Source organism: Streptomyces sp. NPDC002671 (assembly GCF_053592475.1).
This window is the reverse complement of record NZ_JBSFVU010000007.1, coordinates 118,634-143,894: the sequence shown is the minus strand read 5'-3', so window position 1 is coordinate 143,894 and position 25,261 is coordinate 118,634. Positions and strand designations below refer to the sequence as shown.

At 70.7% G+C, this 25,261-nt stretch carries 13 protein-coding genes, 1 other RNA gene and 1 pseudogene; 12 read left to right on the top strand and 3 right to left on the bottom strand.

Translation table 11 applies throughout. From position 1 onward, the window contains the following. The first annotated feature begins 3 nt into the window (after positions 1-3). Together ACWD35_RS12835 and ACWD35_RS12830 are read left to right on the top strand one after the other, a co-directional pair. Positions 4-1,080, top strand: a complete 1,077-nt coding sequence (locus ACWD35_RS12835; protein WP_451351223.1) for a Zn-dependent alcohol dehydrogenase — start codon at positions 4-6, stop codon at positions 1,078-1,080. A 63-nt stretch (positions 1,081-1,143) separates the two neighbouring features. Next, the gene (locus ACWD35_RS12830; RefSeq protein WP_451351222.1) at positions 1,144-2,082 is read left to right on the top strand and encodes a 3-oxoacyl-ACP reductase; all 939 of its coding nucleotides are present in this window, start codon (positions 1,144-1,146) and stop codon (positions 2,080-2,082) included. Between the two features lie 89 nt (positions 2,083-2,171). Here ACWD35_RS12830 and ACWD35_RS12825 read toward each other — a convergent pair whose 3' ends face one another. Both ACWD35_RS12825 and ACWD35_RS12820 read right to left on the bottom strand, forming a co-directional pair. Further along, entirely contained in the window at positions 2,172-2,330 is a 159-nt protein-coding gene (locus tag ACWD35_RS12825; RefSeq protein WP_451351221.1) for a hypothetical protein, read from the bottom strand. Between the two features lie 96 nt (positions 2,331-2,426). Then, positions 2,427-3,776 (bottom strand): hypothetical protein, encoded by a 1,350-nt coding sequence (locus ACWD35_RS12820; protein ID WP_451351220.1) that lies wholly within the window; start codon positions 3,774-3,776, stop codon positions 2,427-2,429. A gap of 187 nt (positions 3,777-3,963) precedes the next feature. On the opposite strand from ACWD35_RS12820, the gene ACWD35_RS12815 reads away from it, so the two are divergent. Genes ACWD35_RS12815 through ACWD35_RS12805 form a run of 3 tightly spaced genes read left to right on the top strand, consistent with a single transcriptional unit; the run spans position 3,964 to position 6,838 of the window. Beyond that, positions 3,964-4,827, top strand: a complete 864-nt coding sequence (locus tag ACWD35_RS12815) for a Nif3-like dinuclear metal center hexameric protein (protein WP_451351219.1) — start codon at positions 3,964-3,966, stop codon at positions 4,825-4,827. Beyond that, positions 4,824-5,567 (top strand): zinc ribbon domain-containing protein, encoded by a 744-nt coding sequence (locus tag ACWD35_RS12810; RefSeq protein WP_451351425.1) that lies wholly within the window; start codon positions 4,824-4,826, stop codon positions 5,565-5,567. Before ACWD35_RS12815 ends, ACWD35_RS12810 begins: the two co-directional genes overlap by 4 nt. A gap of 32 nt (positions 5,568-5,599) precedes the next feature. Next, the gene (locus ACWD35_RS12805) at positions 5,600-6,838 is read left to right on the top strand and encodes a bifunctional RNase H/acid phosphatase (protein ID WP_451351218.1); all 1,239 of its coding nucleotides are present in this window, start codon (positions 5,600-5,602) and stop codon (positions 6,836-6,838) included. Between the two features lie 67 nt (positions 6,839-6,905). Here the strand turns inward: ACWD35_RS12805 and yaaA are convergent, their stop codons facing one another. Beyond that, on the bottom strand, positions 6,906-7,697 hold the full coding sequence (yaaA, locus tag ACWD35_RS12800; protein WP_451351217.1) for a peroxide stress protein YaaA: 792 nt from the start codon (positions 7,695-7,697) through the stop codon (positions 6,906-6,908). A 74-nt stretch (positions 7,698-7,771) separates the two neighbouring features. Here yaaA and ACWD35_RS12795 point away from each other — a divergent pair, with 74 nt between their 5' ends. The 7 genes and pseudogenes from ACWD35_RS12795 (at position 7,772) to ACWD35_RS12765 (ending at position 25,261) form a co-directional block, all read left to right on the top strand. Further along, positions 7,772-9,205 carry an RNB domain-containing ribonuclease gene (locus ACWD35_RS12795; protein WP_451351216.1) on the top strand — a complete coding sequence of 478 codons (1,434 nt, stop codon included), beginning with the start codon at positions 7,772-7,774 and terminating at the stop codon, positions 9,203-9,205. 80 nt (positions 9,206-9,285) lie between these two features. Beyond that, a complete protein-coding gene (locus tag ACWD35_RS12790; RefSeq protein ID WP_451351215.1) occupies positions 9,286-10,110 on the top strand; it encodes an AraC family transcriptional regulator in 825 nt (274 codons plus the stop codon). A 19-nt stretch (positions 10,111-10,129) separates the two neighbouring features. Continuing rightward, positions 10,130-10,909 (top strand): annotated as a pseudogene (locus ACWD35_RS12785) (DMT family transporter); the annotation flags it as partial. A gap of 118 nt (positions 10,910-11,027) precedes the next feature. Beyond that, positions 11,028-11,432, top strand: an RNA gene (rnpB, locus tag ACWD35_RS12780) — RNase P RNA component class A. A gap of 928 nt (positions 11,433-12,360) precedes the next feature. Further along, positions 12,361-17,706, top strand: coding sequence for a DEAD/DEAH box helicase (locus tag ACWD35_RS12775; RefSeq protein ID WP_451351214.1), 5,346 nt, complete (start codon positions 12,361-12,363; stop codon positions 17,704-17,706). After that, on the top strand, positions 17,703-20,807 hold the full coding sequence (locus ACWD35_RS12770) for a helicase-related protein (protein WP_451351213.1): 3,105 nt from the start codon (positions 17,703-17,705) through the stop codon (positions 20,805-20,807). The genes ACWD35_RS12775 and ACWD35_RS12770 overlap by 4 nt, the downstream gene beginning before the upstream one ends. Beyond that, complete coding sequence (locus ACWD35_RS12765; RefSeq protein WP_451351212.1) at positions 20,804-25,261, top strand: Eco57I restriction-modification methylase domain-containing protein; 4,458 nt, start codon at positions 20,804-20,806, stop codon at positions 25,259-25,261. Before ACWD35_RS12770 ends, ACWD35_RS12765 begins: the two co-directional genes overlap by 4 nt.

The window sequence follows — 25,261 nt, the reverse complement described above, 5'->3', positions numbered from 1 at the left end:
ACCATGCGCGCAGCCGTACTGCACGAGATCGGCCAGGAAAAGCTGGAGGTCCTCGACGACGTCGAGGCGACGGGATTCGGGCCCGGCAAGGTGCGGGTCCGGGTGCGGGCCACCGGGCTGTGCCACTCGGACCTGTCCGCGATGAACGGCGTGCTGCCGCAGCCGGCGCCGTTCGTGCCCGGCCACGAGGGTGCGGGCGAGATCCTCGAAGTCGGCGACGGAGTACGGGGTCTGAAGCCCGGCGACCGGGTCGTCATCTGCTGGCTGCCCGCCTGCGGCGCCTGCCCCGCCTGCAAGCGCGGCCAGACCCAGCTGTGCCTGGCCGGGTTCATGAACGCGGGCAGCCCCAACTTCAGGCGCCCCGGCGGGGACGTCTTCGGCTTCGCGGGCACCGGCACCTTCGCCGAGGAGGTCGTCGTGGACGCGGGCTGCGCCGTGCCGATCCCGGACGACGTGCCCTTCGACATCGCCGCGCTGATCGGCTGCGGGGTGACGACCGGCCTCGGAGCTGCCCTCAACACCGCTGATGTGCAGGCCGGTTCGTCCGTCGCCGTCATCGGGTGCGGAGGCGTCGGCATCTCGGCGGTGCAGGGGGCGCGGCTGAAGGGCGCCGCCGAGATCGTCGCCGTCGACCCGGTCGCCTCCCGGCGCGAGTCCGCGCTCAAGTTCGGTGCCACGAGGGCGATTTCGCCGGAGGAGCTGGCCGACGCCAAGCAGCAGGTCACCGGCGGCGAGGGCTTCGACTACGTCTTCGAGGTCGTCGGCCGCTCCGCCACCGCGCGCACCGCCTACGAGAACACCCGGCGCGGCGGCACCCTCGTCGTGGTCGGCGCGGGCGCCATGGACGACTTCCTCCAGCTCAACATGTTCGAGCTGTTCTTCGACGAGAAGCGCATCCTGCCGTCCATGTACGGCGGCGGCGACGTGCTGCGCTCCTACGAGCGCACGATCGCCCTGTGGCGCGCGGGCCGCGTCGACCTCGCGGGCCTGATCACCCACCGGGTGCCCCTGGCGGAGATCAACGAGGCGCTGGACCAGATGCGTACCGGGTCGGCCCTGCGTACGTGCATCGAGATCTGAGAGATCCAATATCTGTGAGATCCAACATCTGAGAGATCCAACGCGGCTGTGAGGACTCCTGGAATGTCACTGCCACTTGAAGGTCTGTCCGCCGTCGTCACCGGCGCCGGACGCGGGCTCGGCCGGGCCGAGGCCCTGGAACTCGCCCGGCTCGGCGCGGCCGTCGTCGTCAACGACTACGGCCGGCCGGGCCGCGACGGCTCCGGCGAGGCGTCGGCCGGACCCGCCGAGGAGGTCGCCGCCGCGATCCGCGCCGACGGCGGCCGGGCAATCGCCCACAAAGGAGACGTGTCCGACTTCCAACAGGCCCGCGAACTCGTCGACTTGGCAATCACCGAGTTCGGGAAGCTCGACATCCTCGTCAACAACGCGGGCATCCTGCGCGACCGCATGGTCTTCTCCATGACCGAGGACGAGTGGGACTCGGTGATCCGCGTCCACCTCAAGGGACACTTCAACACCACCCACTTCGCCGCCGCGCACTGGCGGGAGCGGTCCAAGGCGGCCGGGGGAGCGGTGTACGGGCGGATCGTGAACACCTCCTCCGAGGCGTTCCTCGCCGGATCCGCCGGGCAGCCCAACTACGCGGCGGCGAAGGGCGGAATCGTCGGCCTCACCACCTCCACCGCCCTCGCCCTCGCCAAGTACGGCGTGACCGCCAACGCGATCTGCCCGCGCGCCCGCACCCGCATGACGGAGGACGTCTTCGCGGGCTTCGCCAGGCCCGAGGAGGGCCTCGACCCGCTCGCCCCCGAGCATGTCGCCCCGCTCGTCGGCTACCTGGCCTCGCCCGCCGCCGCCCGGGTCAACGGCCAGCTGCTCGTCGTGCACGGCGGCATGGTCGCCGTCGTCGACCGGCCCCGGGTCCGGGCGCAGTTCGACAGCAAGCAGGACACGTTCACGTACGACGAGCTGGACGCGCTGCTCACCCCGCACTACGCGGACCGGCCGCCGGGGGAGACGTTCGCGGCGGCGGAGGTGCTGGGACTCAAACGCGGGTGAATCGAAACGGGTGGAACGAGAGAGGGGCTTCCCGTCCGGTGACGGAAAGCCCCTCTCCCCTTTATGGCGCCTGGTAACGCCTTTTTGTGTCAGGCAGCCGCTTCGACCTTCTCCGCGGACGGCTTACGGTGCCGGCCTTGCGGAGTCGCGTCAGAGTCGTGGGCCGCGACCGGACCCCGGTGCCGGCCGTGGCCGGCGGTCTTCTGCGAGTTGGCAGACAGCTGCTGCGTCGTGCTGGTGTCGCTCATCGGACGATTTCACCCCGTAGACATGATCTTTCGTACAGCCGGGCGAGTGTAACCGGCACACCACGGGTCGAATCCAGGCGCACACGCCAACCGGCACTAGTTCGTTACAAGACGTCCCAGGGGTGCTTTCCCGAGCGGCACAGGACGTACCGCCGAAGGCGCCGGAGGATCCGGTTCCGCCGCGTCCCGAGGCGCCGCCACGGGTGGCGTCTCGCGAGCGGTGCCGTCCCGGACCGGATCCTCCGGGCCCATGTCCCCCGGTTCCCCCGGCTTCGGTCCCCCCATCTCCACCCCGGCCCTCTTCCGGGCCGGCTCCCCCCTGGGCGCCGTCAGCTCCGCCACGCCGCACGGGACTTCCTCCGTGGCGTACGGCAGCCGCAGCACCCCGTCGCGCGTCCACAGCCCGGCCCCCGTCAACCACCCATCGGGCGCCGGGAGATGCCGTACCTGCCGCTCGGCCGGCCGCCACGTCCCCACCCAGCTGCCGGACGGCCCGTCGATGCGCAGCGCCACCGCGCAGCTCTCCGGCATCAGCATCTGACCCGGCTGGATCGCGAACGGCGTCACCGCGATGGGGGCGCCCCCCGTCGGGCGAAGCCGAGACTGAGGGACCGCCACCCGCAGGCACTCCGGGAAGCGGACCGGCAGCGTGCTGCCCAGGACCCCCCAGCCCAGTCGTTCCCGCCCGGGGGAGGGCGCGTCGGAGGAGATCAGCAGCAGCCCGCTGTCGGGGTCGGCGAGCAGCAGCCGGTCGTCGCTGTCGTCCGTGATCTGGAGCAGAGGTGAGATCTCGCCGCCGCGCTCCAGGTCCACCACGACCGTCTTGGTGCGCCCGGCCAGCTCCTGGTCCAGCGCGAGCAACCGCCCGGCGCGATCCAGCCACACCCCGCCCGAGCAGCGCCCCGGGATCACCGCGAGCCGCTCCGGCCCCAGGGCGCCACCCGCCACCAGCCACACCGCCGTGGAGTTCGGGCCGACGGTGCGGGCGTACGCCCGCACGCCCCCCGGCGCGGGCGGCAACAGCGTGAGCCGGGCGTCGGGCTCGGGGCACTCCACCGTGCCCAGCGGCAACTCGCCGGTGCCGGGTCCGGTCGGGTACAGCAGCGAGAAGGCGTGCCGCCGCTCCACCAGCCGGTGGATCAGCACCCGTCCGTCCGCCATCGGCTGCACCTCGGTGCCGGGCTCCTCCGGCTGGTTGCCGGGCAGCGGGACGGCGTACGGCTCGGGGCCGTCCAGCGTCCAGCGCTCCGGGAACCAGGACTCACCGCAGAGCGCGAGCCGGGCGCCGTACGCGCCGTCCGCCGTGAGGGTGCACCCCGCCTCCGGCACACCGTCGTCCTCGCCGGACTCCCAGGACTCGCCGGATCCCCGGGATTCCCCGGACTCCCCGGACTCGCCGGTCGAAGGGGATTCCGTCGAAGGGGATTCGATCGCACAGGCCGTCATCGTTCGGTCACCTCCGGCGACGAAGCTAGTTTTCGTACGCACGGCCGTGGGACCGGCCGATGGCCGCTTCACACATACGTGTGGCGCAGAACCGATTCGCCCGTGGAAACCGGGGCATGTGTGCTGAACGGGACCCGGGGGAGCGGAGGCGGTACAGCCCGGCAGATCATCCAGGTAGCCTTTTCCCGTGCCCCGTCTGTCTGAAGTCATCGCCGCGCTGGAGAACCTGTGGCCCGCCGAGCGGGCCGAGTCCTGGGACGCGGTCGGCACGGTCGTGGGCGACCCCGACCAGAAGGTCACCCGGGTCCTGTTCGCCGTCGACCCCGTCCAGGAGATCGTCGACGAGGCGGTCAAGCTCGGCGCCGACCTGCTGGTCACCCACCACCCGCTCTACCTGCGCGGAACGACCACGGTCGCGGCCACGCACTTCAAGGGCCGGGTCGTGCACACGCTGATCAAGAACGACATCGCGCTGCACGTCGCCCACACCAACGCCGACACGGCCGACCCGGGCGTGAGCGACGCGCTCGCCGCGGCGCTCGACCTGCGGGTCGTACGCCCCCTCGTGCCGGACCCGAGCGACCCGGCGGGCCGCCGGGGCCTGGGCCGGATCTGCGAGCTGGACCACCCCCTCACCGTCCGCGAGCTGGCCGCCCGCGCCGCCGAGCGGCTGCCCGCCACCGCGCAGGGCATCCGCGTGGCCGGCGACCCCGAGGCCACGGTCCGCACGATCGCCGTCAGCGGCGGCTCCGGTGACAGCCTCTTCGACCAGGTCCGCGCGGCCGGCGTCGACGCCTTCCTCACCGCCGACCTGCGCCACCACCCCGCCGCGGAATTCATGGCGGCTGGCGCGCAAAGCCCCCTCGCACTGCTCGACGCGGCACACTGGGCCACCGAGTGGCCCTGGTGCGAGCTGGCCGCGAGCCAGCTCGACGAGCTCTCCGACCGCCACGGCTGGGACCTGCGCGTCCACGTGTCGAAGACGGTCACCGACCCCTGGACCGCCCACGCGGCGTCCTCCACCACCGAAACACCTGGAGCCCCCAACTGAACGCCGCGCCCGCCGACCAGATCCGACTCCTCGACGTCCAGGCCCTGGACGTGCGCCTCCAGCAGCTCGCGCACAAGCGGAAGTCGCTGCCCGAGCACGCGGCGATCGAGTCGCTGAACAAGGACCTCACCCAGCTGCGCGACCTGCTGGTGGCCGCGCAGACCGAGGAGAGCGACTGCGCCCGCGAGCAGACCAAGGCCGAGCAGGACGTGGACCAGGTGCGCCAGCGCGCCACCCGCGACCAGCAGCGCCTGGACTCCGGCGCCGTCACCTCGCCGAAGGACCTGTCCAACCTCCAGCACGAGATCACCTCCCTCGCCAAGCGGCAGGGCGACCTGGAGGAGGTCGTCCTGGAGGTCATGGAGCGCCGCGAGGCCGCCCAGGAGCGGGTGGCCGAGCTGACCGCGCGGGTCGCGTCGGTACAGTCGAAGATCGACGACGCCACCGGGCGCCGGGACGCGGCCTTCGAGGAGATCGACGGCGAGGCCGCCACGGTGACCAAGGAGCGCGAGGTCGTCGCCGCGTCCGTCCCGGCGGACCTGCTCAAGCTGTACGACAAGCTGCGCGAGCAGCAGGGCGGCATCGGCGCGGCCAAGCTGTACGCCCGCACCTGCCAGGGCTGCCGCCAGGAGCTGGCCATCACCGAGCTGAACGAGATCCGCGCGGCGGCTCCGGACGTGGTGGTCCGCTGCGAGAACTGCCGCCGCATCCTGGTGCGCACGGCCGAGTCGGGTCTGTAGGGATCTGTAGGTACCGGTAAGGAGCTTTGGGCGTGGGGGAGTTCATCGTCGAGGCGGACGGCGGGTCGCGGGGCAACCCGGGGCCCGCGGGCTACGGCGCCGTGGTGAGCGACGCCGCGACCGGGGAGACCCTGGCCGAGGCCGCGGAGTACATCGGCGTCGCCACGAACAACGTGGCCGAGTACCGGGGCCTGCTGGCCGGCCTGCGCGCCGCCCACGCCCTCGACCCGGCCGCCACGGTCCACGTCCGGATGGACTCCAAGCTCGTCGTCGAGCAGATGTCGGGCCGCTGGAAGATCAAACACCCCGACCTGAAGCCCCTGGCCGCCGAGTCCAACCGCGTCTTCGCCGCCGGCCAGGTCACGTACGAGTGGATCCCCCGCGAGCAGAACAAACACGCGGACCGCTTGGCCAACGAGGCGATGGACGCGGGCGCGAAGGGCGAGCAGTGGTTGCCGTCGGACTCGCGGGCGGGCTTGGAAGCCGCCGCAGCCGCGGGCAGTCGTGCCGCTGGGGCGGCGCCCGTCCCCCAGAAAGCGGCACCTCGAAGCGAGCAGCGCCCGACCACCCCCACCGAGCCGCGCCCGACCACGACCCCGGCCCCCGCGACCTCAGCCCCTGGCTGGAGCGCCGCCCCCGACCTGGGCGCCCCCGCCACCTTCGTCCTCCTCCGCCACGGCGAAACCCCCCTCACCCCCCAGAAACGCTTCTCCGGCAGCGGCGGCACCGACCCCGCCCTCTCGGACGCAGGACGGGAGCAGGCCCACCGAGCCGCAGAGTCACTCGCACGGCGCGGCACGATCCAGGCCGTCCTCGCCTCCCCCCTCACCCGCACCCGCGAAACCGCCGCCATCGTCGCCGCCCGCCTCGGCCTGGACGTGACCGTCGAGGACGGCCTGCGCGAGACGGACTTCGGCGCCTGGGAGGGACTGACCTTCGGCGAGGTCCGCGAGCGCTACCCGGACGACCTGAACGCCTGGCTCGCCGACCCCGAGGCCCACCCCACCGGCGGTGGCGAGAGCTTCGCGGAGACCGCCACCAGGATGGCCGCCACCCGCGACAGGCTGGTCGCGGCCCACCGGGGCCGTACGGTCCTGCTGGTCACGCACGTCACGCCCATCAAGACCCTCGTCCGGCTCGCCCTCGGCGCTCCGCCCGAGTCGCTGTTCCGGATGGAGCTCTCCGCCGCCTCCCTGTCGGCGGTGGCGTACTACGCCGACGGCAACGCGAGCGTACGGCTGTTCAACGACACGTCCCACCTGCGGCCCTGAGCCCCGGGCAGGAACGGCACCCCGGACCCGCGCCAGGGGCGGAAGCCCTGCTGGGCCCCGATCGACGTCAGTGGATCTCGTCCACCAGCACGTCCAGCGACCACGCCTTCCCGGCCCTGTCCGGCGCCTCCGCCTCCACGACGTAGCCCAGTTCCCGCAGCGCGTCGATCAGTTCGGCGGGGTTCTTCGGCGAGGTCCCGGCGGTCAGCAGGCTCCGTACGATCCGGCCCTTGGTCGCCTTGTTGAAGTGGCTGACGACCTTCCGCGTCGGCGCGTGCAGCACCCGTACGGTCGCGGTCCGCCCGGCCACCTCGCCCTTCGGCTTCCAGGCCGCCGCGTACGCGGAGGACCGCAGGTCCAGCACGAGCCCGTCCCCGGCCGCCTCCGGCAGCGCCTCCGCCATCGGCGCGCGCCAGTGCCCGGACAGCGCGCCGAGACCCGGCAGCTTCACGCCCATCGAGCAGCGGTAGGAGGGGATGCGGTCCGTCACGCGCACCGCGCCCCACAGCCCCGAGAAGACCAGCAGCGAGCGCGCCGCCCGCCTCTTCGCCGCCGCGTCCAGCGAGGCCAGGCCGAGGGCGTCGTAGAGCACACCGGTGTAGATCTCCCCGGCCGGACGGGCCGCGGCCGTGCGCAGCCCCGCGTTCTTCGCGACCTCGCCGCGCAGCCCCTCGCTCAGCCCGAGCACCTCGCGCGCCTTCTCGTTGTGCTCGGGGTCTCCGGCGCACAGCCCGACCAGCTCCCCGAGCACGGCTTCCCGCGCACCGGTCAGCCCCGGCAGGGACAGCGACTCCAGCTTCACAGGGGCACCCCTGCCCGGGCTCGCCTTGCCTTCGGAGGGCGGCAGCAGGACCAGCAACACGTACTCCTTACGTAGACCTCCGCGACAGCGTACGGCGTGCCGCGCCCGCGCCTCAGTCCTACGCTCGCTGTATGCCCCGCCGCCACATCCGCGTGACCGGCGCCCCCGAGGGGCCTCTCCGGGCCGCCCTCACCGCGCTCCGGGCCGAACTCGGCATCCCGGAGGGCTTCCCGGCCGAGGTGCAGGAGGAGGCCGAACGCTCCGCCGAGGCGCCCACGCTCCCCGCATACGACGCCACGGACATCCCCTTCTTCACCGTCGACCCTCCCACCTCCACCGACCTCGACCAGGCGGCCCACCTGTCCCGGCAGGGCACCGGATACCGGGTCCGGTACGCCATCGCCGACGCCGCCGCCTTCGTCGTACCCGGCGGGCCGCTGGACGCGGAGACGCACCAGCGGGTGAACACCCTGTACTTCCCCGACGAGAAGGTGCCCCTGCACCCCGCCGTGCTCAGCGAGGGCGCGGCCAGCCTGCTGCCGGACCGGACGCGGCCGGCCGTGCTGTGGACGCTCGACCTCGACGCGGAGGGCCGCACCACCGCCGTCGACGTGCGCCGGGCCCTGGTCCGCAGCCGCGCCAAGCTGGACTACGGCGGCGTACAGAAGCAGCTCGACACCGCGACGGCCGAGGAGCCGGTCGCGCTGCTGAAGGAGATCGGCGAGGCCCGGGAGCGGCTGGAGGTCGAGCGCGGCGGCATCTCCCTCAACGTGCCCGAGCAGGAGATCACGGCGCGGGACCACACCTACGTCCTCGGCTACCGCGCCCCCCTCCCCGCCGAGCGCTGGAACGCCCAGCTCTCCCTGCTCACCGGCATGGCCGCGGCCGACCTGATGCTCGCGCACGGCACCGGCGTCCTGCGCACCCTGCCCGCCGCCCCGGACGGCGCCGTGGCCCGGCTGCGCCGCACCGCCGTCGCCCTGCGCATCGACTGGCCGCACCACGTGTCGTACGCGGCCCTGATCCGCATGCTCGACCCGCACGACCCCCGCCACGCGGCCTTCCTCCAGGACTGCACGACCCTGCTGCGCGGCGCCGGATACACCGTGTTCCGCGACGGCGACCTGCCCGCGATCACCACGCACGCCGCGGTCGCCGCCCCCTACACCCACTGCACCGCCCCGCTGCGCCGCCTCGCCGACCGCTACGCCGCCGAGCTCTGTCTCGCGGCCGTCGCCGGGCAGGCCCCGCCCTACTGGGTGCTCGCCGCGCTGGACGAGCTGCCGCGGCAGATGGCCGAAGGCGCCCGGCTCGCGGGCACGGTCGAGCGGGAGTGCGTCGACATCGTGGAGGCGGCCCTGCTCAAGGACCGGATCGGGGAGGTCTTCGACGGTTGCGTGGTGGACCTGGACGAGCACCGGCCGACCGTCGGCACCGTGCATCTGGAGTCCCCGGCGGTCGTCGGCCGCATCGAGGGCGAGGGCCTGCCGCTGGGCGAACGCCTCCGCGTCCGTCTCACCCAGGCCGATCCGGGTACGACGAAGATCCTTTTCGCCCCCGCGTGAGGTTTTGCCCGGCATGGAAGCGGGGCCTCACGACGTTGCACCCCAAGGAAGCAGCAAGTGGTACGACAAGGGGGTGCGCCATGGCGGAACGGGCGCTGTGGACACGGGCGCGACTGGGCCGCTGCGGACCCCCGCTCGACCTGCTGACCGCCTCCTTCGACAAGCACGTCTACGCCCCGCACGCCCACGAGGAGTTCACGATAGGGGTCTGCGTCGGCGGCTCCGAGGTGATCGACTACCGGGGCGGCCACATCCGCACCGGCCCCGGCTCGATCGTCGTCCTCGACCCCGGCGAGATGCACACCGGCGGCCCCGGCAGCGCGGGCGACGGCTACGCCTACCGCGCCCTGTACGCCGACCCCGCCCTGCTGACCGAAGGCACCCTCGGCGGCCTCCCGCACTTCCGCGAGCCCGTCCTCGACGACCCGGAGCTGGCCGCCGCACTGCGCGCCGCGCACACGGAACTCAGCGTCTGCCCCGACCCGCTGGAGGCCGAGTCCCGTGTCCCCTGGCTGCTGACCGCGCTGGCCCGCCGCCACTCCACGGCCCGGCCCGTCGCCGACCGGATCCCCGGCGCCCAGGCCATCGCCCTCACCGTCCGCGACCGCCTGGCCGACGAACTCACCGCCCCGCCCTCCCTCGCCCTGCTCGCCGCCGACCTCGGCCTGTCCCGCTACCAGCTCCTGCGGGCCTTCCGTACGACGCTCGGCATACCGCCGTACGCCTGGCTCGCCCAGCACCGGGTCGCCCGCGCCCGCGGCCTGCTGGAGGCGGGCCTGCGCCCCGCCGAGGTGGCCACCCTCGTCGGCTTCGCCGACCAGGCGCACCTGACCCGCTGGTTCCGCCGGGTGCTCGGGGTGACCCCGGCGGCCTACCGCAACAGCGTTCAAGACGCCCGCGGGTGAAGTGGCCGAAACTCGGCGCATGACTGCACGCGGCTGGCTTCTGTTCTCCCTGATGGGAGTGGTCTGGGGCATCCCCTATCTGCTGATCAAGGTGGCGGTGGACGCGGTGTCCCCGCCGGTCGTGGTCTTCACGCGCTGCGCGCTCGGCGCGGTCCTGCTGCTCCCGTTCGCCCTGCGCCAGGGCGGCCTGGCCGACACCGTACGAGCCCACTGGCGCCCCCTGCTGGCCTTCGCGTGCCTGGAGATCATGGGCCCCTGGCTCACCCTCACCGACGCCGAACGGCACCTGTCCAGCTCGACGGCCGGCCTGCTGATCGCGGGCGTCCCGATAGCGGGCGTGCTCCTGTCCCGCTTCTTCGGCGGGGCGGAACACCTCGGCGCCCGGCGCCTCGCGGGCCTGGCCCTGGGCCTGGCCGGCGTCACCGTCCTGACCCTCCCGCACCTCACCGGCGGCGACACGCGCTCGCTGGCCGAGGTGCTGCTCACGGTCCTGGGCTACGCGACCGCGCCCCTCATAGCCGCGCGCCGCATGAAGGACGTACCGTCCCTGCACCTGACGACGGCCTGCCTGACCCTGGCGGCGGTCGTCTACGCCCCCGCAGCCGCGCTGACCCACCCGTCCGCGGTCCCCTCCGCCACCGTCCTGGCGGCCCTCGCCGCGCTGGGCGTGCTCTGCACGGCGGTGGCGTTCGTGGCCTTCCTCGAACTGATCAAGGAGGCGGGCCCGACCCGGGCGACGGTGATCACGTACGTCAACCCGGCCGTCGCGGTGGCGGCGGGCGCCCTGTTCCTGGACGAGCCACTGACCCCGACCGTCCTCCTGGCCTTCACCCTCATCCTGGCCGGCTCGGTCCTGGCGACGGCCTCCGCCGGTCCGCGCCGGACCACGGGCCGGGTACCATGGTCGACACGGCAGACGAGCCGGGCGGGCGGCCGCGTGGAGTCCCCCTAGGGGGCTTCCCGAGGAACGTCCGGGCTCCACAGGGCAGGGTGGTGGCTAACGGCCACCCGGGGTGACCCGCGGGACAGTGCCACAGAAAGCAGACCGCCGGGGACCTCAGTCCTCGGTAAGGGTGAAACGGTGGTGTAAGAGACCACCAGTGCCCAGGGTGACCTGGGCAGCTCGGTAAACCCCACCCGGAGCAAGGTCAAAAGGAGCGCCGTAAAACGCGCTCTGCGCGGACGTTCGAGGGCTGCCCGCCCGAGTCCGCGGGTAGACCGCACGAGGCCGACGGCAACGTCGGCCCTAGATGGATGGCCGTCGCCCCGGCGTCCGCGAGGACACCGGGGAACAGAACCCGGCGTACAGCCCGACTCGTCTGCCATTTGGAGCCCTGACCAGGGAAAACAACCTGGCCGGGGCCTTTCCGTGTCCGGCTGGAGTGCCCGCTTCTACCTGGGGTTTCCTGGGAGTTCTCGGGCGGTTGTGCACTGGATGTGCCGGAGGTGGGGTGCTGTTGGGTGGGGCTGCGGGCTGTGAAGGGCGCGGGTAGGAGTCCTCGGCAGGACTTGAACTTGCGGTCAAGCGCTCGGCGGCCAGCCTCCGCAGCCGGCGCAGCACTTCACGCTCGGTCGTCAGCTCTCCCGGCGCCCCCTGCCCACGGTCGATCGTGACGGGCTTCCCGGACGAGCGCACGAACGCGACCGCATTCCGTTCGAACCCCTCCGTGTACGGTCTGCTGCGGTTGCTCTCGCTTCCCACCTGGCACTGCTTCCTCTGGAAGCTCACGTCCCAATCCTCGGGTGTCCTGGGGCAAGGGGAAGGTTCAGGAGCGCCTGGCGACTTCGTCTTCCCGGTCCTGACCGGATTTGGTGGAATGGCCGCCGTGCTGCTACTGCGGGCGCGGTGGCCTGAATAGTTCGTTTGTTGCTGCTGAGGAACGAGGGTGTCGCCCGCTGCAGTGGCGCACACGGCACACGACGTCCGTACTGATACGTCTCGCGGGTGCGTCGCGGCTGATCGTGTCTGGTCTGGATTTCTTCCTTGCCGATGGGGTCATGGTCAGGCCTGGCGAACTCAAGGTAGTAAGGACTGCTGTGTTCGATTCGGCGGCCTGGCTGCTGCAGCCGAACAGCAATGTCGCCCAGCCGCCCGCGCACACCGGATCCTGATCAAGCCAGGGTCTGCGCCCCCTGCTGTCACCGTCGATCTCGCGGGTAGGGTTGCTCGGGCGGGCTCAAGGGTGGGTGGTTGTGCGGTTGTGATCAGCCAGACGCAAGAGCAGCGGTACCGCGAGATACGAGTCGTGCATGAGGGGGATTGGCAACGCCATGGATGTGTTCGGCGCGCATGAGCGGCTCATCGAGGACTACGACGAGTTCACGCGTTCCCTGGTCTGGGTGAGGGATCCTGCCATTCGTGAGCACCTCAAGGTGGAGCGGGACAGAAAGTCCAGGTGGCCTGATCCATGGATCTCGCTCAATCCCACATTCCGCAAGGGCGGAACGGTCGCGGAACTGACCGAACCGGGATCCGATGACACCAGGCTCCTTCATCCCCTGTGCGCGCAGTACTTCCGCAACAAGAACCGCGCGGGTGATACGGCCGCGGACGAAGACATCACTCTTACCCTGCACTACCACCAGCGCCAGGCGATCGAGATCGCCGCATCGAAGAGTTCGTACGTCCTGACCACCGGAACCGGGTCTGGAAAGAGCCTCTGTTACCTGATTCCGATCGTGAACGAGGTCCTTGAGAACCCGAACCCCGACGGCATCTCCGCGATCATCGTGTATCCGATGAATGCCTTGGCCAACAGCCAGATGGACGAGCTCAAGCACTATCTCGAGAACGGGGTGGCTTCCGAGGACCGCCGCGTCACCTTCGCCCGCTACACCGGGCAGGAGAAGCGCAAGGAAAAGGAGTCCGTACTCAACAGCAAGCCGGACATCCTGCTCACGAACTACATGATGCTGGAGTACCTCCTCACCCGCCCCGATGAGCGCAAGGAGCTGATCAAGGCGGCGAGGGGCCTGCGCTTCCTCGTCCTGGACGAGCTGCATACCTACCGCGGCCGCCAGGGAGCTGACGTGGGCATCCTGGTGCGTAGGCTCAGGGAGGCGTGCGAGGCGACGGATCTGCGTTGCGTCGGGACGTCCGCGACCATGGCCACGACGGAGACGTTCGCCGAGGCCCAAGAGACGGTGGCCGAGGTCGCCACGCGGCTCTTCGGCACCTCGGTCGACCCGGACCGGGTGATCGGAGAGACGCTTGAGAGGGCCACTGATCCCGGCCGGCCACTCGCGCCCGAGGAACATGCGGTCGCCCTCGCCGCCGCTGTGCGCCGTGCGGTCTCCGGTCCCGATGCCCTGCCGTCCTCGTATCAGGTCCTCAGCCGTGATCCGCTCGCTGTCTGGGTCGAGCATGCCTTCGGCCTTGAACTGGAGCCGGGCCCCACGGACGGAGCCCCGCGGCGCTTCCGCCGCCGCAGTCCCACCACGATTCCGCGGGCTGCCGTCGACCTGCGCCGGGCGTGCGGTGAACAGACCGTGTCGGAGGCCGACTGCAGGGAAGCGATCAAGGCGATGCTGGAGGCCGGCGCACGGGTGAAGGATTCCGGCACCCGCCGCCCCCTGTTCGCGTTTAGGCTCCACCAGTTCCTCTCCAAGGGCGACACGGTCTACGCCAGCCTTGAGGCGCCCGCAGCCCCTCGCCATCTCACGAGTCAGTACCAGCTGCGGGTACCCGGACACCAGGATCGGCCGCTGGTCCCGCTCCACTTCTGCCGTGAATGCGGACACGACTACCTGGCCGTGACCCACGACGGGCGGCAGGAGCGCTACTTCGCACGCAAGGACCCCGAGGCCCCGGCCGAGGCAGGTGACGGCTACCTCTACGTGGACAAGGAACGTCCCTGGCCCAGCGACCCCGAGGAGATCCTGGACCGGCTTCCGGCAAGCTGGATCGAGACGGACGACCAAGGACAGCGCACGGTCGTCAAAGCCCGCAAGGACGACCTTCCCGAACAGGTGTGGATCAGCCCCGACGGGCGGCGGGCGCAGCCCGGCACCGGACTGCGCGCCTGGTGGATCAGGGCACCGTTCCGCTTCTGCCCCCGCTGCCGCGTCGGATACGAGCAGCTGCGCGTCCGGGACTTCGCCAAGCTCGCCACCTTCTCGGCCGAAGGGCGCAGTTCCGCGGTGTCCCTGGTCAGCGCGAGCGTAGTGCGGTCACTGCGTGGCCAAGCCGACCTCGGCAAGCGCGCTCAGAAGCTGCTGACGTTCGTCGATAACCGTCAGGACGCCAGTCTCCAGGCCGGCCACTTCAACGACTTCGTCCAGGTCACCCAGATCAGGGGCGCTCTGTACCGGGCCCTGGACAAGGCGGGTACGGCGGGGCTGCGCCACGACGCGCTGCCTCAGGCCGTCACCGAGGCGCTGAACCTGCCGCTGACTGCCTACGCCCGCAACGCCCAGGTCAAGTACGGGCCGCTGGAGGACACCCAGGCGGCCCTGCGTTCCGCACTGGCCTACCGCATCTACGCGGACCTGGAGCGTGGCTGGCGGCTGACCATGCCCAACCTCTCCCAGACCGGCCTGCTGCGCTTCGACTACACCTCGCTCGCTGACATCGCCGCCGACGCCGACCTTTGGCGCGGCACCCACTGGGCTCTGGAGAACGACGACCCCGCTCACCGGCAGGAGATCGCGCGCACCCTGCTCGACGAACTGCGCCGGGCTCTCGCCGTCAACGAGAAGTGGCTGACCCAGCTGGGACACGAGCAACTGGTTGCTCTCAGCAAGGAACACCTCGCCGGTATCTGGGCCGTGCCGGACACGGATCCGCGCACACCTGCCCGGATCGCGTACGCCGGGCCGCGGCCGAAGCGCTCCTCGACAGCGGACACCGTGTACTTCAGCGCCCGCGGTGGTTACGGCCGCTATCTGCGCAGGCCGGGAGAGTTCGGAGCACTGCCGCAGCTAGCGGGCAAACGTCTCGGTGAGGCTGACGCCGATGTCATCATCGGCGACCTCCTCCGGGCACTGCGCACCGCCGGTCTGCTTCAGGTCGTGGACGAGCGGTCCGACGGCAGCCTCGGCCACCAGCTCAAGGTCTCTTCCTTGATCTGGCTGCCCGGTGACGGCGAGACCGGCGAACCGGACCTCGTACGCAAGACGTTCGACTCCGGCGCCGGAGCCCGGGTGAATCCGTTCTTCCGGGACCTGTACCGGGACGCGGCCGACGAACTGCGAGGGCTGGAGGCCAGGGAGCACACCGCTCAGGTGGACTCGGAGATGAGACGGGAGCGTGAGCGGGGATTCCGAGACGGCGATCTTCCGCTGCTGTTCTGCTCACCCACCATGGAGTTGGGCGTTGACATCGCGGAACTCAACGCGGTCACCATGCGTAACGTCCCGCCGACCCCGGCCAACTACGCGCAGCGCTCGGGCCGTGCCGGACGGTCGGGTCAGCCGGCCTTGGTGACGACGTACTGCTCGACGGGCAGCGCCCATGATCAGTACTACTTCCGCCGTCCTGAACTCATGGTGTCCGGCAGTGTGGTACCTCCGCGTATCGACCTCACCAACGAGGATCTGCTGCGTTCCCATGTACAGGCGGTGTGGCTGGCCGAGACGGGAGCCAGCCTGGGCCACCGCATGACGGAGGTACTCGACGTCGCCGCGCCCGCGAGCGCGGCGAGCGGCCCTCTTCCGCTGCCGCTCGACAAGGAACTGCGCAAGACCCTGGAGACCGACGCCTACCGCCGCAACGCCATCGCACGCTGCGTACGGATCCTCGCCCCGCTGCAGGGGGATCTCGCCGACACGGCCTGGTGGTATGACGGCTGGATCGAGGACCAGGTACGAGACGCGCTGCGCACCTTCGACCGGGCCTGCGACCGCTGGCGTCGGCTGTACCGCAACGCGCACGACGAACGTGACGAGCAGGACCGCCTCGCCAACGACTCCTCGATCGGCGCCCGGGACCGCAGGCAGGCGAGGTCCCGCCGTATTCAGGCCGAGCAGCAGCTCGACCTGCTACGCAACGACTCGGATGACAACGAGGGCGCCCGCTCCGACTTCTACACCTACCGCTACTTTGCCTCCGAGGGGTTCCTGCCCGGCTATTCGTTCCCGAGGCTGCCGCTTGCCGCGTACGTTCCCGGAGAGCCCGGCGAGAGCAAGTACGGTCAGAAGCGCGGTGCCTACATTCAGCGGCCGCGGTTCATCGCCATCGGCGAATTCGGTCCTGGAGCTTTGATCTACCACGAGGGCCGCCGTTACACCGTCTCCAACGTCCAGGTCCCGATGGGGGAGACCCCTGGCCGGATCGCCACGGTGGACGCCAAGGTGTGCGGCGACTGCGGCTACTGGCACGACACCCGGGAAAAGCGTGACGACTGCCTCGGCTGCGGAGCCCGCCTCGTACCGGTCCTGCGCCGGTTGATGCAGCTGACCACCGTGTACGCGGAACCCCGACGCCGTATCTCCTCCGACGAGGAGGAGCGCCTGCGGGAGCCCTTCCACCTGAAGACTGCCTACCGCTTCCACCACGGCAAACTCACGGCCCGGTTCTGCCTTCCCGGCACCGCGGACGCCGGGCGCGCGATCGCCGAACTCACCTATGGCGACGCGGCGGTGCAGGTCATCAACCTGGGGCGGCGGACCCGTCGCCCCCCTGGCGACGAGGGCTTCTGGCTCGACCCGGTCTCGGGGCGCTGGCTGAGCGACACCAAGGCCGCCGAGCGCGCCGAGACCTCGGCGGAGCAGGAGGCGCTCGGCACCTTCCGGCTCACCACACGGACCGAGAAGGTCGTGCCCTACGCGGAGGACAGCAAGAACATCGCCGTGCTGCGGCTGTCCACCCCGGTCGACCACTACACGCGTGTCACGCTCCGCTACGCGCTGGAGCGCGGCATCGAAGCGCACTTCCAGTTGGAGGACGCCGAGCTGCACAGCGAGGACCTGCCCGATCCCGAGGACCGGGCCCGCATGCTGTTCGTCGAGGGTGCGGAGGGCGGCGCCGGAGTGCTGAGGCTGCTGCACGACGACCATGAGACGATCGCCAAGGTCGCCGCCAAAGCCCTGGAAATCATTCACTACGAGTGGGAGGACGGGCAGTGGCACGACCGGAAGCACGCCAGGGGAGCCCGCGAGACCTGTGAGTTCGGCTGCTACGACTGCCTGCTCACCTACCACAACCAGCTCTTCCACCCCATGATCCGCAGGCAGACGGCCGTCGAGGTGCTGAAAGAACTCGCTCAGTGCCGGGCAGTCAGGGACCAGCCCCAGGCGGCGAGCCCCGTCGAGCACGCGGCAGCACTGGCGCTGCGTTCGTCGCACGACAGCGGCGGTGGATTCGTGGAGTGGCTGCGCGGCCACGGCTACCGGCTGCCGGATGAGACCGGCGAGGAGACGGCTTCGGCACGGGCCGTGCCCGATTTCGTCTACCGTCTACCCGACGCCGACGTCGCGGTCTTCCTGGACCTGCCCGGCAACGGCGTCCCCGACGAGTCGCGCGACACCAAGGCCAGAACCTGGCTGGAGAACCGCGGCTGGCTCGTGATCGAGATGAGCGACGAAAGCGAAGAGGAGTGGCACACCACCGTGCGCGCGTACCCGAACGTCTTCGGCCCGGGACGGGCGCCGCGATGACCAGCCTCTACACGCCCGGTGCACTGGTCCGCGCTCGCAACCGGGACTGGGTGGTGCTGCCCGGCACCACGGCGGACTTCGTGCTGGCCCGCCCACTCGACGGCGACAGCGAATTCGACACCCTACTGTTCCCCGAAGAGACCGGCGACCCGCACTTCTCCGCCCCTGAGCTGCTGGTCAAGGATGACGGAACGGGTCGGCCCCAGGCTGTCGACAGCGACGACATCGGCGACTTCGCCTCCGCTTCCTTGTTGCGTACGGCCCTTCGGGTATCGGCGTCCAGCAGTGCGGGCCCGTTCCGCTGTCTGTCCGGAATCGCCGTTCAGCCACGTCAGTACCAGCTGGTGCCGCTGATGGCCGCTCTGCGTATGGACACCGTACGGCTGTTGATCGGAGACGATGTCGGGATCGGCAAGACCGTCGAGGCATCGCTGATCGCCAAGGAACTCATCGAACAGGGCTCCGCGACGAAGATGGCCGTGCTGTGCTCCCCGGCGCTGGCCGAGCAGTGGCAGCGCGAGTTGCACGACAAGTTCAGCCTCGATGCTGAACTCGTGCTGCCCTCCACAGCCGGCAAGCTGGAGCGGTCGATCATCGAGACCGATCAGACGATCTTCGACCGGTATCCGTACACCATCGTGTCCACGGACTTCATCAAGCAACGCGATCGCCGCGACGCCTTCCTGCGCACCTGCCCGGACCTACTGATCGTGGACGAGGCGCACACCTGCATCGGAGCCGGTGCGGGCCGCCAGCAGCGCTACGAGCTGCTGAAGGACCTGGCCGCCGATCGTGACCGCCATCTGATCCTGATCACCGCGACCCCGCACAGCGGGGACCGCGACGCCTTCGCCAAACTCACCGGCCTGCTCGACGAGAGCCTCGCCCAGCTGGATCCGACCGTACCCGCGCATCGCGACCGGATCGCCCGTCACCTGGTGCAGCGCCGCCGCCGCGACATCCGCCACTTCCTCGACGAGGACACTCCCTTCCCGGCCGATCGCATGCTGCGGGAGGTGCCGTACCGGCTCGATTCCTCGTACGCCGAGTTCGTCTCCGACGTGATCACGTACGCCCGTGAGCAGATCCGCCGGCCCGACGGCGAGCTGCGCCAGCGCATGAGCTGGTGGTCCGTCCTCGCGCTGTTGCGCTGTGTGCTGTCCTCCCCGGCGGCGGGCCGGGCGACCCTGACCACCCGCTCCGCGGTCGGCGCCGCACGCACCCCTCAGGAGGCCGACCGCATCGGCCGCGACGCGGTCCTGGAAGCCCCGGACGCGGAGGCGTCGGAGGGCCTGGACGCCGTTCCCGGCACACTCCTCGATGGAGGGGAACCGCCCGTCACGGACGCGAAGACCGAGGATGCGGCGAGCACGGGGGCGCCCGAGGAGGCCACCCGCCCTCGCAAGGCGGACCGCCGTCTGAAGGAGTTCGCCCAGCGTGCCGCCGAACTCGCGGGCCCTGAGCACGACGCGAAGCTGCGCCTGCTGATCGACGAGGTCAAGGCACTCATCGCCGACGGCCACGATCCCATCGTGTTCTGCCGCTACATTCCCACCGCCGACTACGTCCGTACCCACCTCCACGATGCTCTCGGTGGCCGAGCCCACGTCGAGGCGATCACCGGCAACCTGCCCCCCGAGGCGCGAGAGGCACGCGTCGCGGAGCTCACCGTACGGCCCGGACGTCAGGTCCTGGTGGCCACCGACTGCCTGTCCGAGGGCGTCAACCTCCAGGAGCGCTTCAGCGCCGTCCTCCACTACGACCTGTCGTGGAACCCGACCCGCCACGAGCAGCGCGAGGGCCGGGTCGACCGGTTCGGCCAGCGCAGCGAACGTGTCATGGCCGTCACGCTCTACGAGACCGACACCGGTATCGACGGACTCGTCCTGGACGTCCTGATCCGCAAACACCGCGACATCGCCCAGCAGACCGGTGTCGCCCTGCCCGTGCCCAAGGCGGGTGAGCGCGTCCTGGAGGCGCTCACCAACAGCCTGCTGCTGCGCGGTCGGCCCGAAGCGGCGGCCGTCGGCCAGATGTCCTTCGACTTCGGGGCGGACGAACAGATCGGGGCGGCTCGCGACGCGCTGCACCGCGAATGGGAGAGCGCCGCGGAACGGGAGTCACGGATTCCGACCAAGTTCTCCCACTCGGGTATGCGGCCGCAGGACGTCGAGGACGAGCTGACCGCGCTGCGGCAGGTCCTCGGCGTACCCGGCGACATCGTCGAGTTCACCCGGGAGTCCCTCGCCGCGCTGCGCGCCCCGGTGCGGAGTCTCCCGCATGCTCCGGGCTTCGCCGCCCAGCCCGGCCCGCTCCCCGCCGGCCTGCGCCATTCGCTCGGCGTGTACGAGACCGAGGACCAGGCGGCGGCTGCCGCCGGCACCGGAAGGACCGCGCGCCGAACGACGGCGAAGGCCCCTCGGAGTACCAAGTCCCCGAAGAAGACCGCAGGTTCCGCGTCCGGCCCCCGCGACCTGGTCTTCCACCGGGACCTGCCCGTTCCGCCGAACGAGCACGCGCTGGTACGCACCGACCCCGCGGTTCGCGCCATCGCCCGCTACGTCCTTGACTCGGCACTCGACCCCGCCGTATCGACCGAGGACCGGCCCGCCCGCCGTCTCGGCGTGATCCGTACGGAATCCGTCGACACCTACACCGTGCTCCTGCTGGCCCGCTACCGCCTCCAGCTCAAACTGCCCCTCAAGCGCAGTGGCGAGTCCAAGGAACTGGTCGCCGAGGACGCCCGTGTGCTGGGCTGGCGCCCTGACGACGACGGCGGTATCGAATGGCTCACCGACGAGGAGACCGCCCGTCTCCTCGCTGCCGAACCCAAGGGCAGCGTCATCACCGAGCAACGCGTGCGCGCCGTCAGCCGTGCCCTGGGCGAGCTGAGGCTTCCCGAGGTGCGCGACCATCTGCACGCCTACGGGGATCAGCTCGCCGCGCAGCTCACCACCGCGCATCTGCGGGTGCGCGAGGCCGCGGGCGAGCGTGGTCGTGCGCTCGGTGCTGCCGCGGCCCGCCGTATCACCGTCACCCCTGCCGGGCCGCCCGACGAGCTCGGCGTCTACGCCTTCGTACCCGCCGGAGTCCGCCGTTGACCGCCGTACTGCCCGACCCGCGGGCCGCCGTCCCCTCCGTGTCCACGTCCACGTCCGCCGTTCGGGTCGAGGGCCGGCTCTTCACGGCTGATCTGCTCGCCCGGGTCACCGCGGGGGACCGCGAGTTGCCCGGCTGCGCCCCCGCCGACTACGGCCTGTACCGCGGCGAACGCATCGGCGACGCGGCGGGCCGCGCTTGGACGGCGCTCACCGGCGCCTACCGGGCCTTCCGCGACGACCTCGACCGGCTGCCCGGAGAGAAGTCCGCGACCACGCTCACCCGCAGGGCGTGGCTGCTGCGTCTGTTCACGGAACTCGGCTACGGGCCGCTGGCCGCCGACGGCGTCACCGTCGAGCACCCGGGCCGGGGCGAGCGGCTGCACACGAGCCACCGCTGGCAGGACCACCTTCCGGTGCACCTGCTGGCCTGGGACAAGCCGCTCGACCGGAAGGTGGGCAACCGGCGCGCCCCGCAGTCCGTCCTCCAGGAACTTCTCAACGTCTCGCCCGGCCACCTTTGGGGCATCCTCTCCAACGGCCAGCTCCTGCGTGTCCTGCGGGACTCCACCTCCCTCGTCGGTTCTGCGTATCTGGAGTTCGACCTCGAAGCGATCTTCGACAACGACCAGTACGCCGACTTCGTCCTCCTGTACTCCCTGCTGCACGCCTCCCGTTTCGAGCTGGTGGTCAAGCCGCGCAAACGCGGTCGTGGGCGAGCCGTCGGGGATGGGGGAGAGGAACCGGACGGCGACGCCGCCGAAGAACCGGAGTCGGCGGAGACGTCCGAGAGCGACGAAGGAGACAGCGAGGAGGACGAGGGCGAGTACGACTCCCGTGGCGACGCGGTCGGCGGGGCCGCGCAACCGACGCTCGACGAGACCGGGGACCCCGACGCCCCCGCCCTCACCCCGGCCGACTGCCGCATCGAGTGGCTGCGCACCCACTCCGTCGAGACCGGCCTGCGCGCCCGCGACCACCTCCGTGACCAGGTTGCCGACGCCCTCGGCGTGCTCGGTACCGGCTTCCTGGACACCAACGAGCATCTGCGGGACGCCGTCGCACGCGGCGGCCAGGAGACCCTGGAGGAGTTCCACCACGAACTGCTGCGCCTCGCCTACCAGTTGATCTTCCTGTTCGTAGCCGAGGACCGAGGCATTCTCCTCGACCCGGAGGAGTCCGAGGAGGTGGCGCGCGCCCGTAAGCGGTACATGGCCTACTTCTCCACCAGACGCCTGCGCCGCATCGCCTTCCGCCGCCCCGGAGACCGCAACACCGACCTGTGGCCCACCCTGTGCAGAGTGCTCGACGCCCTCGGCACCGACGGCGGGGCACCCGCTCTCGCCCTGCCTGAACTCGGCGGCTTGTACTTCCGGGACGTCCGGGACGAGGACGACGTCGCCGCCACCCGGCTCGGCTCGGCCGAACCGCTGCGTACCGCCAGGCTGCCCAACGACCGCCTTCTGGAGGCCGTACGGCTGCTGTGCCAGGTCCAGGACGCGAACCGCCGCTGGCAGCGCGTCGACTACCGCCACCTCGGCGCCGACGAACTCGGCAGCGTCTACGAGTCCCTGCTGGAACTGCGCCCCCGGCGCAGCGCCCAGCCGGAACGGTTCTGGCTCCAGACCCTCGCCGGCAACAAGCGCAAGACGACCGGCGCCTACTACACGCCCGTAAGCGTCATCGAGAAACTCCTGGACGAGGCACTCGACCCGGTCATAGACGGCTTCGCGACGACGGACCCACGCCGTCTCCTCGACCTGAGGTTCATCGATCCCGCCTGCGGTTCGGGCCACGTCCTGGTCGCTGCCGCGCGCCGCGTCGCCCTCCGCTACGCCCAGCTCGACACCGGGGACCCAGAACCGGCCCCGGAGCGGGTGCGAGCCGCGCTCGCCGAGGTCGTACGCCACTGCGTGCACGGCGTGGATATCAACCCGATGGCGGTGGAGATCGCCAAGGTCTCCCTGTGGCTGGAGTCGCTGGAGCCCGGTCGGCCCCTCGCCTTCCTCGACGACCGCGTCAAGGTGGGCAACGCCCTGCTCGGTACGACGCCGAAACTTGTCGCGGAGGCGATCCCGGACGGCGCGTTCAAGAAGCTCGCGGGCGACGACGGCAAGATCCTCACGCGGCTCAAGGCGACCAACAAGAAGGAGCGCGCGGGCGGCGACGGAATCCAGACGTCCCTGGGGCGCAGCCCGCTACGGGTCGGGACGGGCGCACTCCGTCAGGAGGCCGAAGAACTGGCCAAGCTGCCGGGCCGCAGTCTGTCCCAGGTACGTGAACAGGCCCGCCGCTACGAGGAGTTCGTACAGGAGTCCGAGGAACGCCAACGCCATCAGCGTGTCGCGGACGCATGGTGCGCGGCCTTCCTGTGGCCCAAGTACGAGGGCGCTCCCTCGGCGATCACGAGCACAACCCTGCTGCACCTGGCAGACGGCGGCATCCTCGACGAGGAGGAGACCGAGACCCTCCAGAACATCGCCTCCCGCAACCAGTTCTTCCACTGGCACCTGGAGTTCCCGCGCGTCTTCCGCGTCGAGAACGACGAAGACGACGACCACAACCCGGACACCGGCTGGCAAGGCGGCTTCGACTGCATCCTCGGCAACCCGCCCTGGGAGCGCGTCAAGATCCAGGAGAAGGAGTGGTTCGCCTCTCGCGATGAGACCGTCGCCGACGCGCTGAACGCCCACGAGCGCAAGAAGCTCATCGCGGCGCTTCAGACGAGCGAGGACGCCGTCGACCGCGAGCACTACGACGACTTCCAGGTGGCGCTGCGCGAGGCGGCCGGTACGACGCTGATGCTCCGCAACTCCGGCATCTTCCCGCTCACCGGACACGGCGACGTCAACACGTACGCGGTGTTCGCCGAGCGCGCCCGGATGCTGCTTGCCCCGAAGGGCATGTCGGGGCTTGTGCTGCCGACGGGGATCGCGACGGACATGACGACGTCGTGGTTCTTCGGGGATCTGGTGGAGCGGCGGCAGTTGGTGACGGTGTTGGACATGGAGAACGAGGAGAAGCTCTTTCCCGACGTCACCAACCGGTACAGCTTCTGCCTGTTCACCATCTCCGGTCCGGCCAGGCGGCACGAGCGGGCGCGGCTCGCGTTCCGGGCCCGCAGGCCCGACCAGCTGGATGCCCGCACCTTCGAACTGGACGCGCAGGGCTTCCGCGACATCAACCCCAACACACGGACCTCACCTGTGTGCGAGAGCCCGGAGCACCTGAGCGTGCTGCGGGGGATTCATGAGCGGGTGCCGGTGCTGTGGGCGGACAAGGGGATGGGGGGTGAGCGGAATGCTTGGGGGCTGCGGTTCATGCGTATGTTCGACATGGCTAGCGACTCGAAGCGGTTCCTGACGGACGAGATAGCGCTCAACGACGGCTGGACTCGCGCAGGCACTACGTTCGTGCGCGAGGACGAGCGTGCCCTGCCGCTCTACGAGGGCAAGTTCGTGCACCACTACGACTCGCGTTTCGCGACGTACGAGAACGCGACGCAGGCGCAGATGAACAAGGGGACGCTGCCCCGGCTGGACACGGGGGCGCATGAGGATCCCTATGCGGTGCCGCTGCCCCGGTACTGGGTGTCGGAGAGGCTGGTCGACGCCCGTCTCGCGGCGGAGCCGCTGAAGCCCGAGACGGAGTGGCCGTACGACTGGCTGATGGGCTGGCGCGATGTGTGCCGAGCGTCGGACGAGCGTACGGTGATCGCTTCGGTGGTGCCTCGGACGGCGGTGGGGCACAAGCTCCCGCTGCTCCAGGCCAAGCAACTGCCTGAGCTGCTGCTGGCGAACCTTTCGAGTCGTGTTCTCGACTTCTCCGCTCGGCAGAAATACGCCGGCGCTTCATTGACGTACTTCGTAGTGGAACAACTCCCCGTCCTCGACCCCGACGCTTACGCGCGCCCCACCCCCTGGCTCGCGAACGAGCCCCCCGCCCCCTGGATCCGCGACCGAGTCCTCGAGCTCACCTACACCTCCCACGAACTGGCGCCCTTCGCACGCCACCTGGGCGACGAGGGAGCCCCGTTCGTCTGGGACGAGGAACGCCGTTTCCTGATGCGGGCGGAGCTGGACGCCGCGTACTTCCACCTGTACGGCGTGTCCGAGGGGGAGGCCGCCCTCGTGCTGGACAGCTTCCGGGCGTTTCGCAACAAGAAGCCGGAGCTGTTCCAACGTACGAAGGACGAGATCCTGGCGATCTACCGCGAGATGGCGAAGGCGGCGGAGCAGGGCACACGGTACGTCCATGCCGAGCTGAGCCCGGCTCCCGGCCGGGGCCGCCGGCACGGGCCCGGCACGAGTCCACTCACCCGGTCGGTGCCCCCGGCCCCGGAGCCGCCGGACTCGGGCGGGCGGGCGGTCGCCGACGTGGGTCGGCCTGACGCGGAGGACGTCCTGTTCGGCATGGCGGACATAGGGGTGGACGAGCAGCTCGGCTTCTGGAGCTGA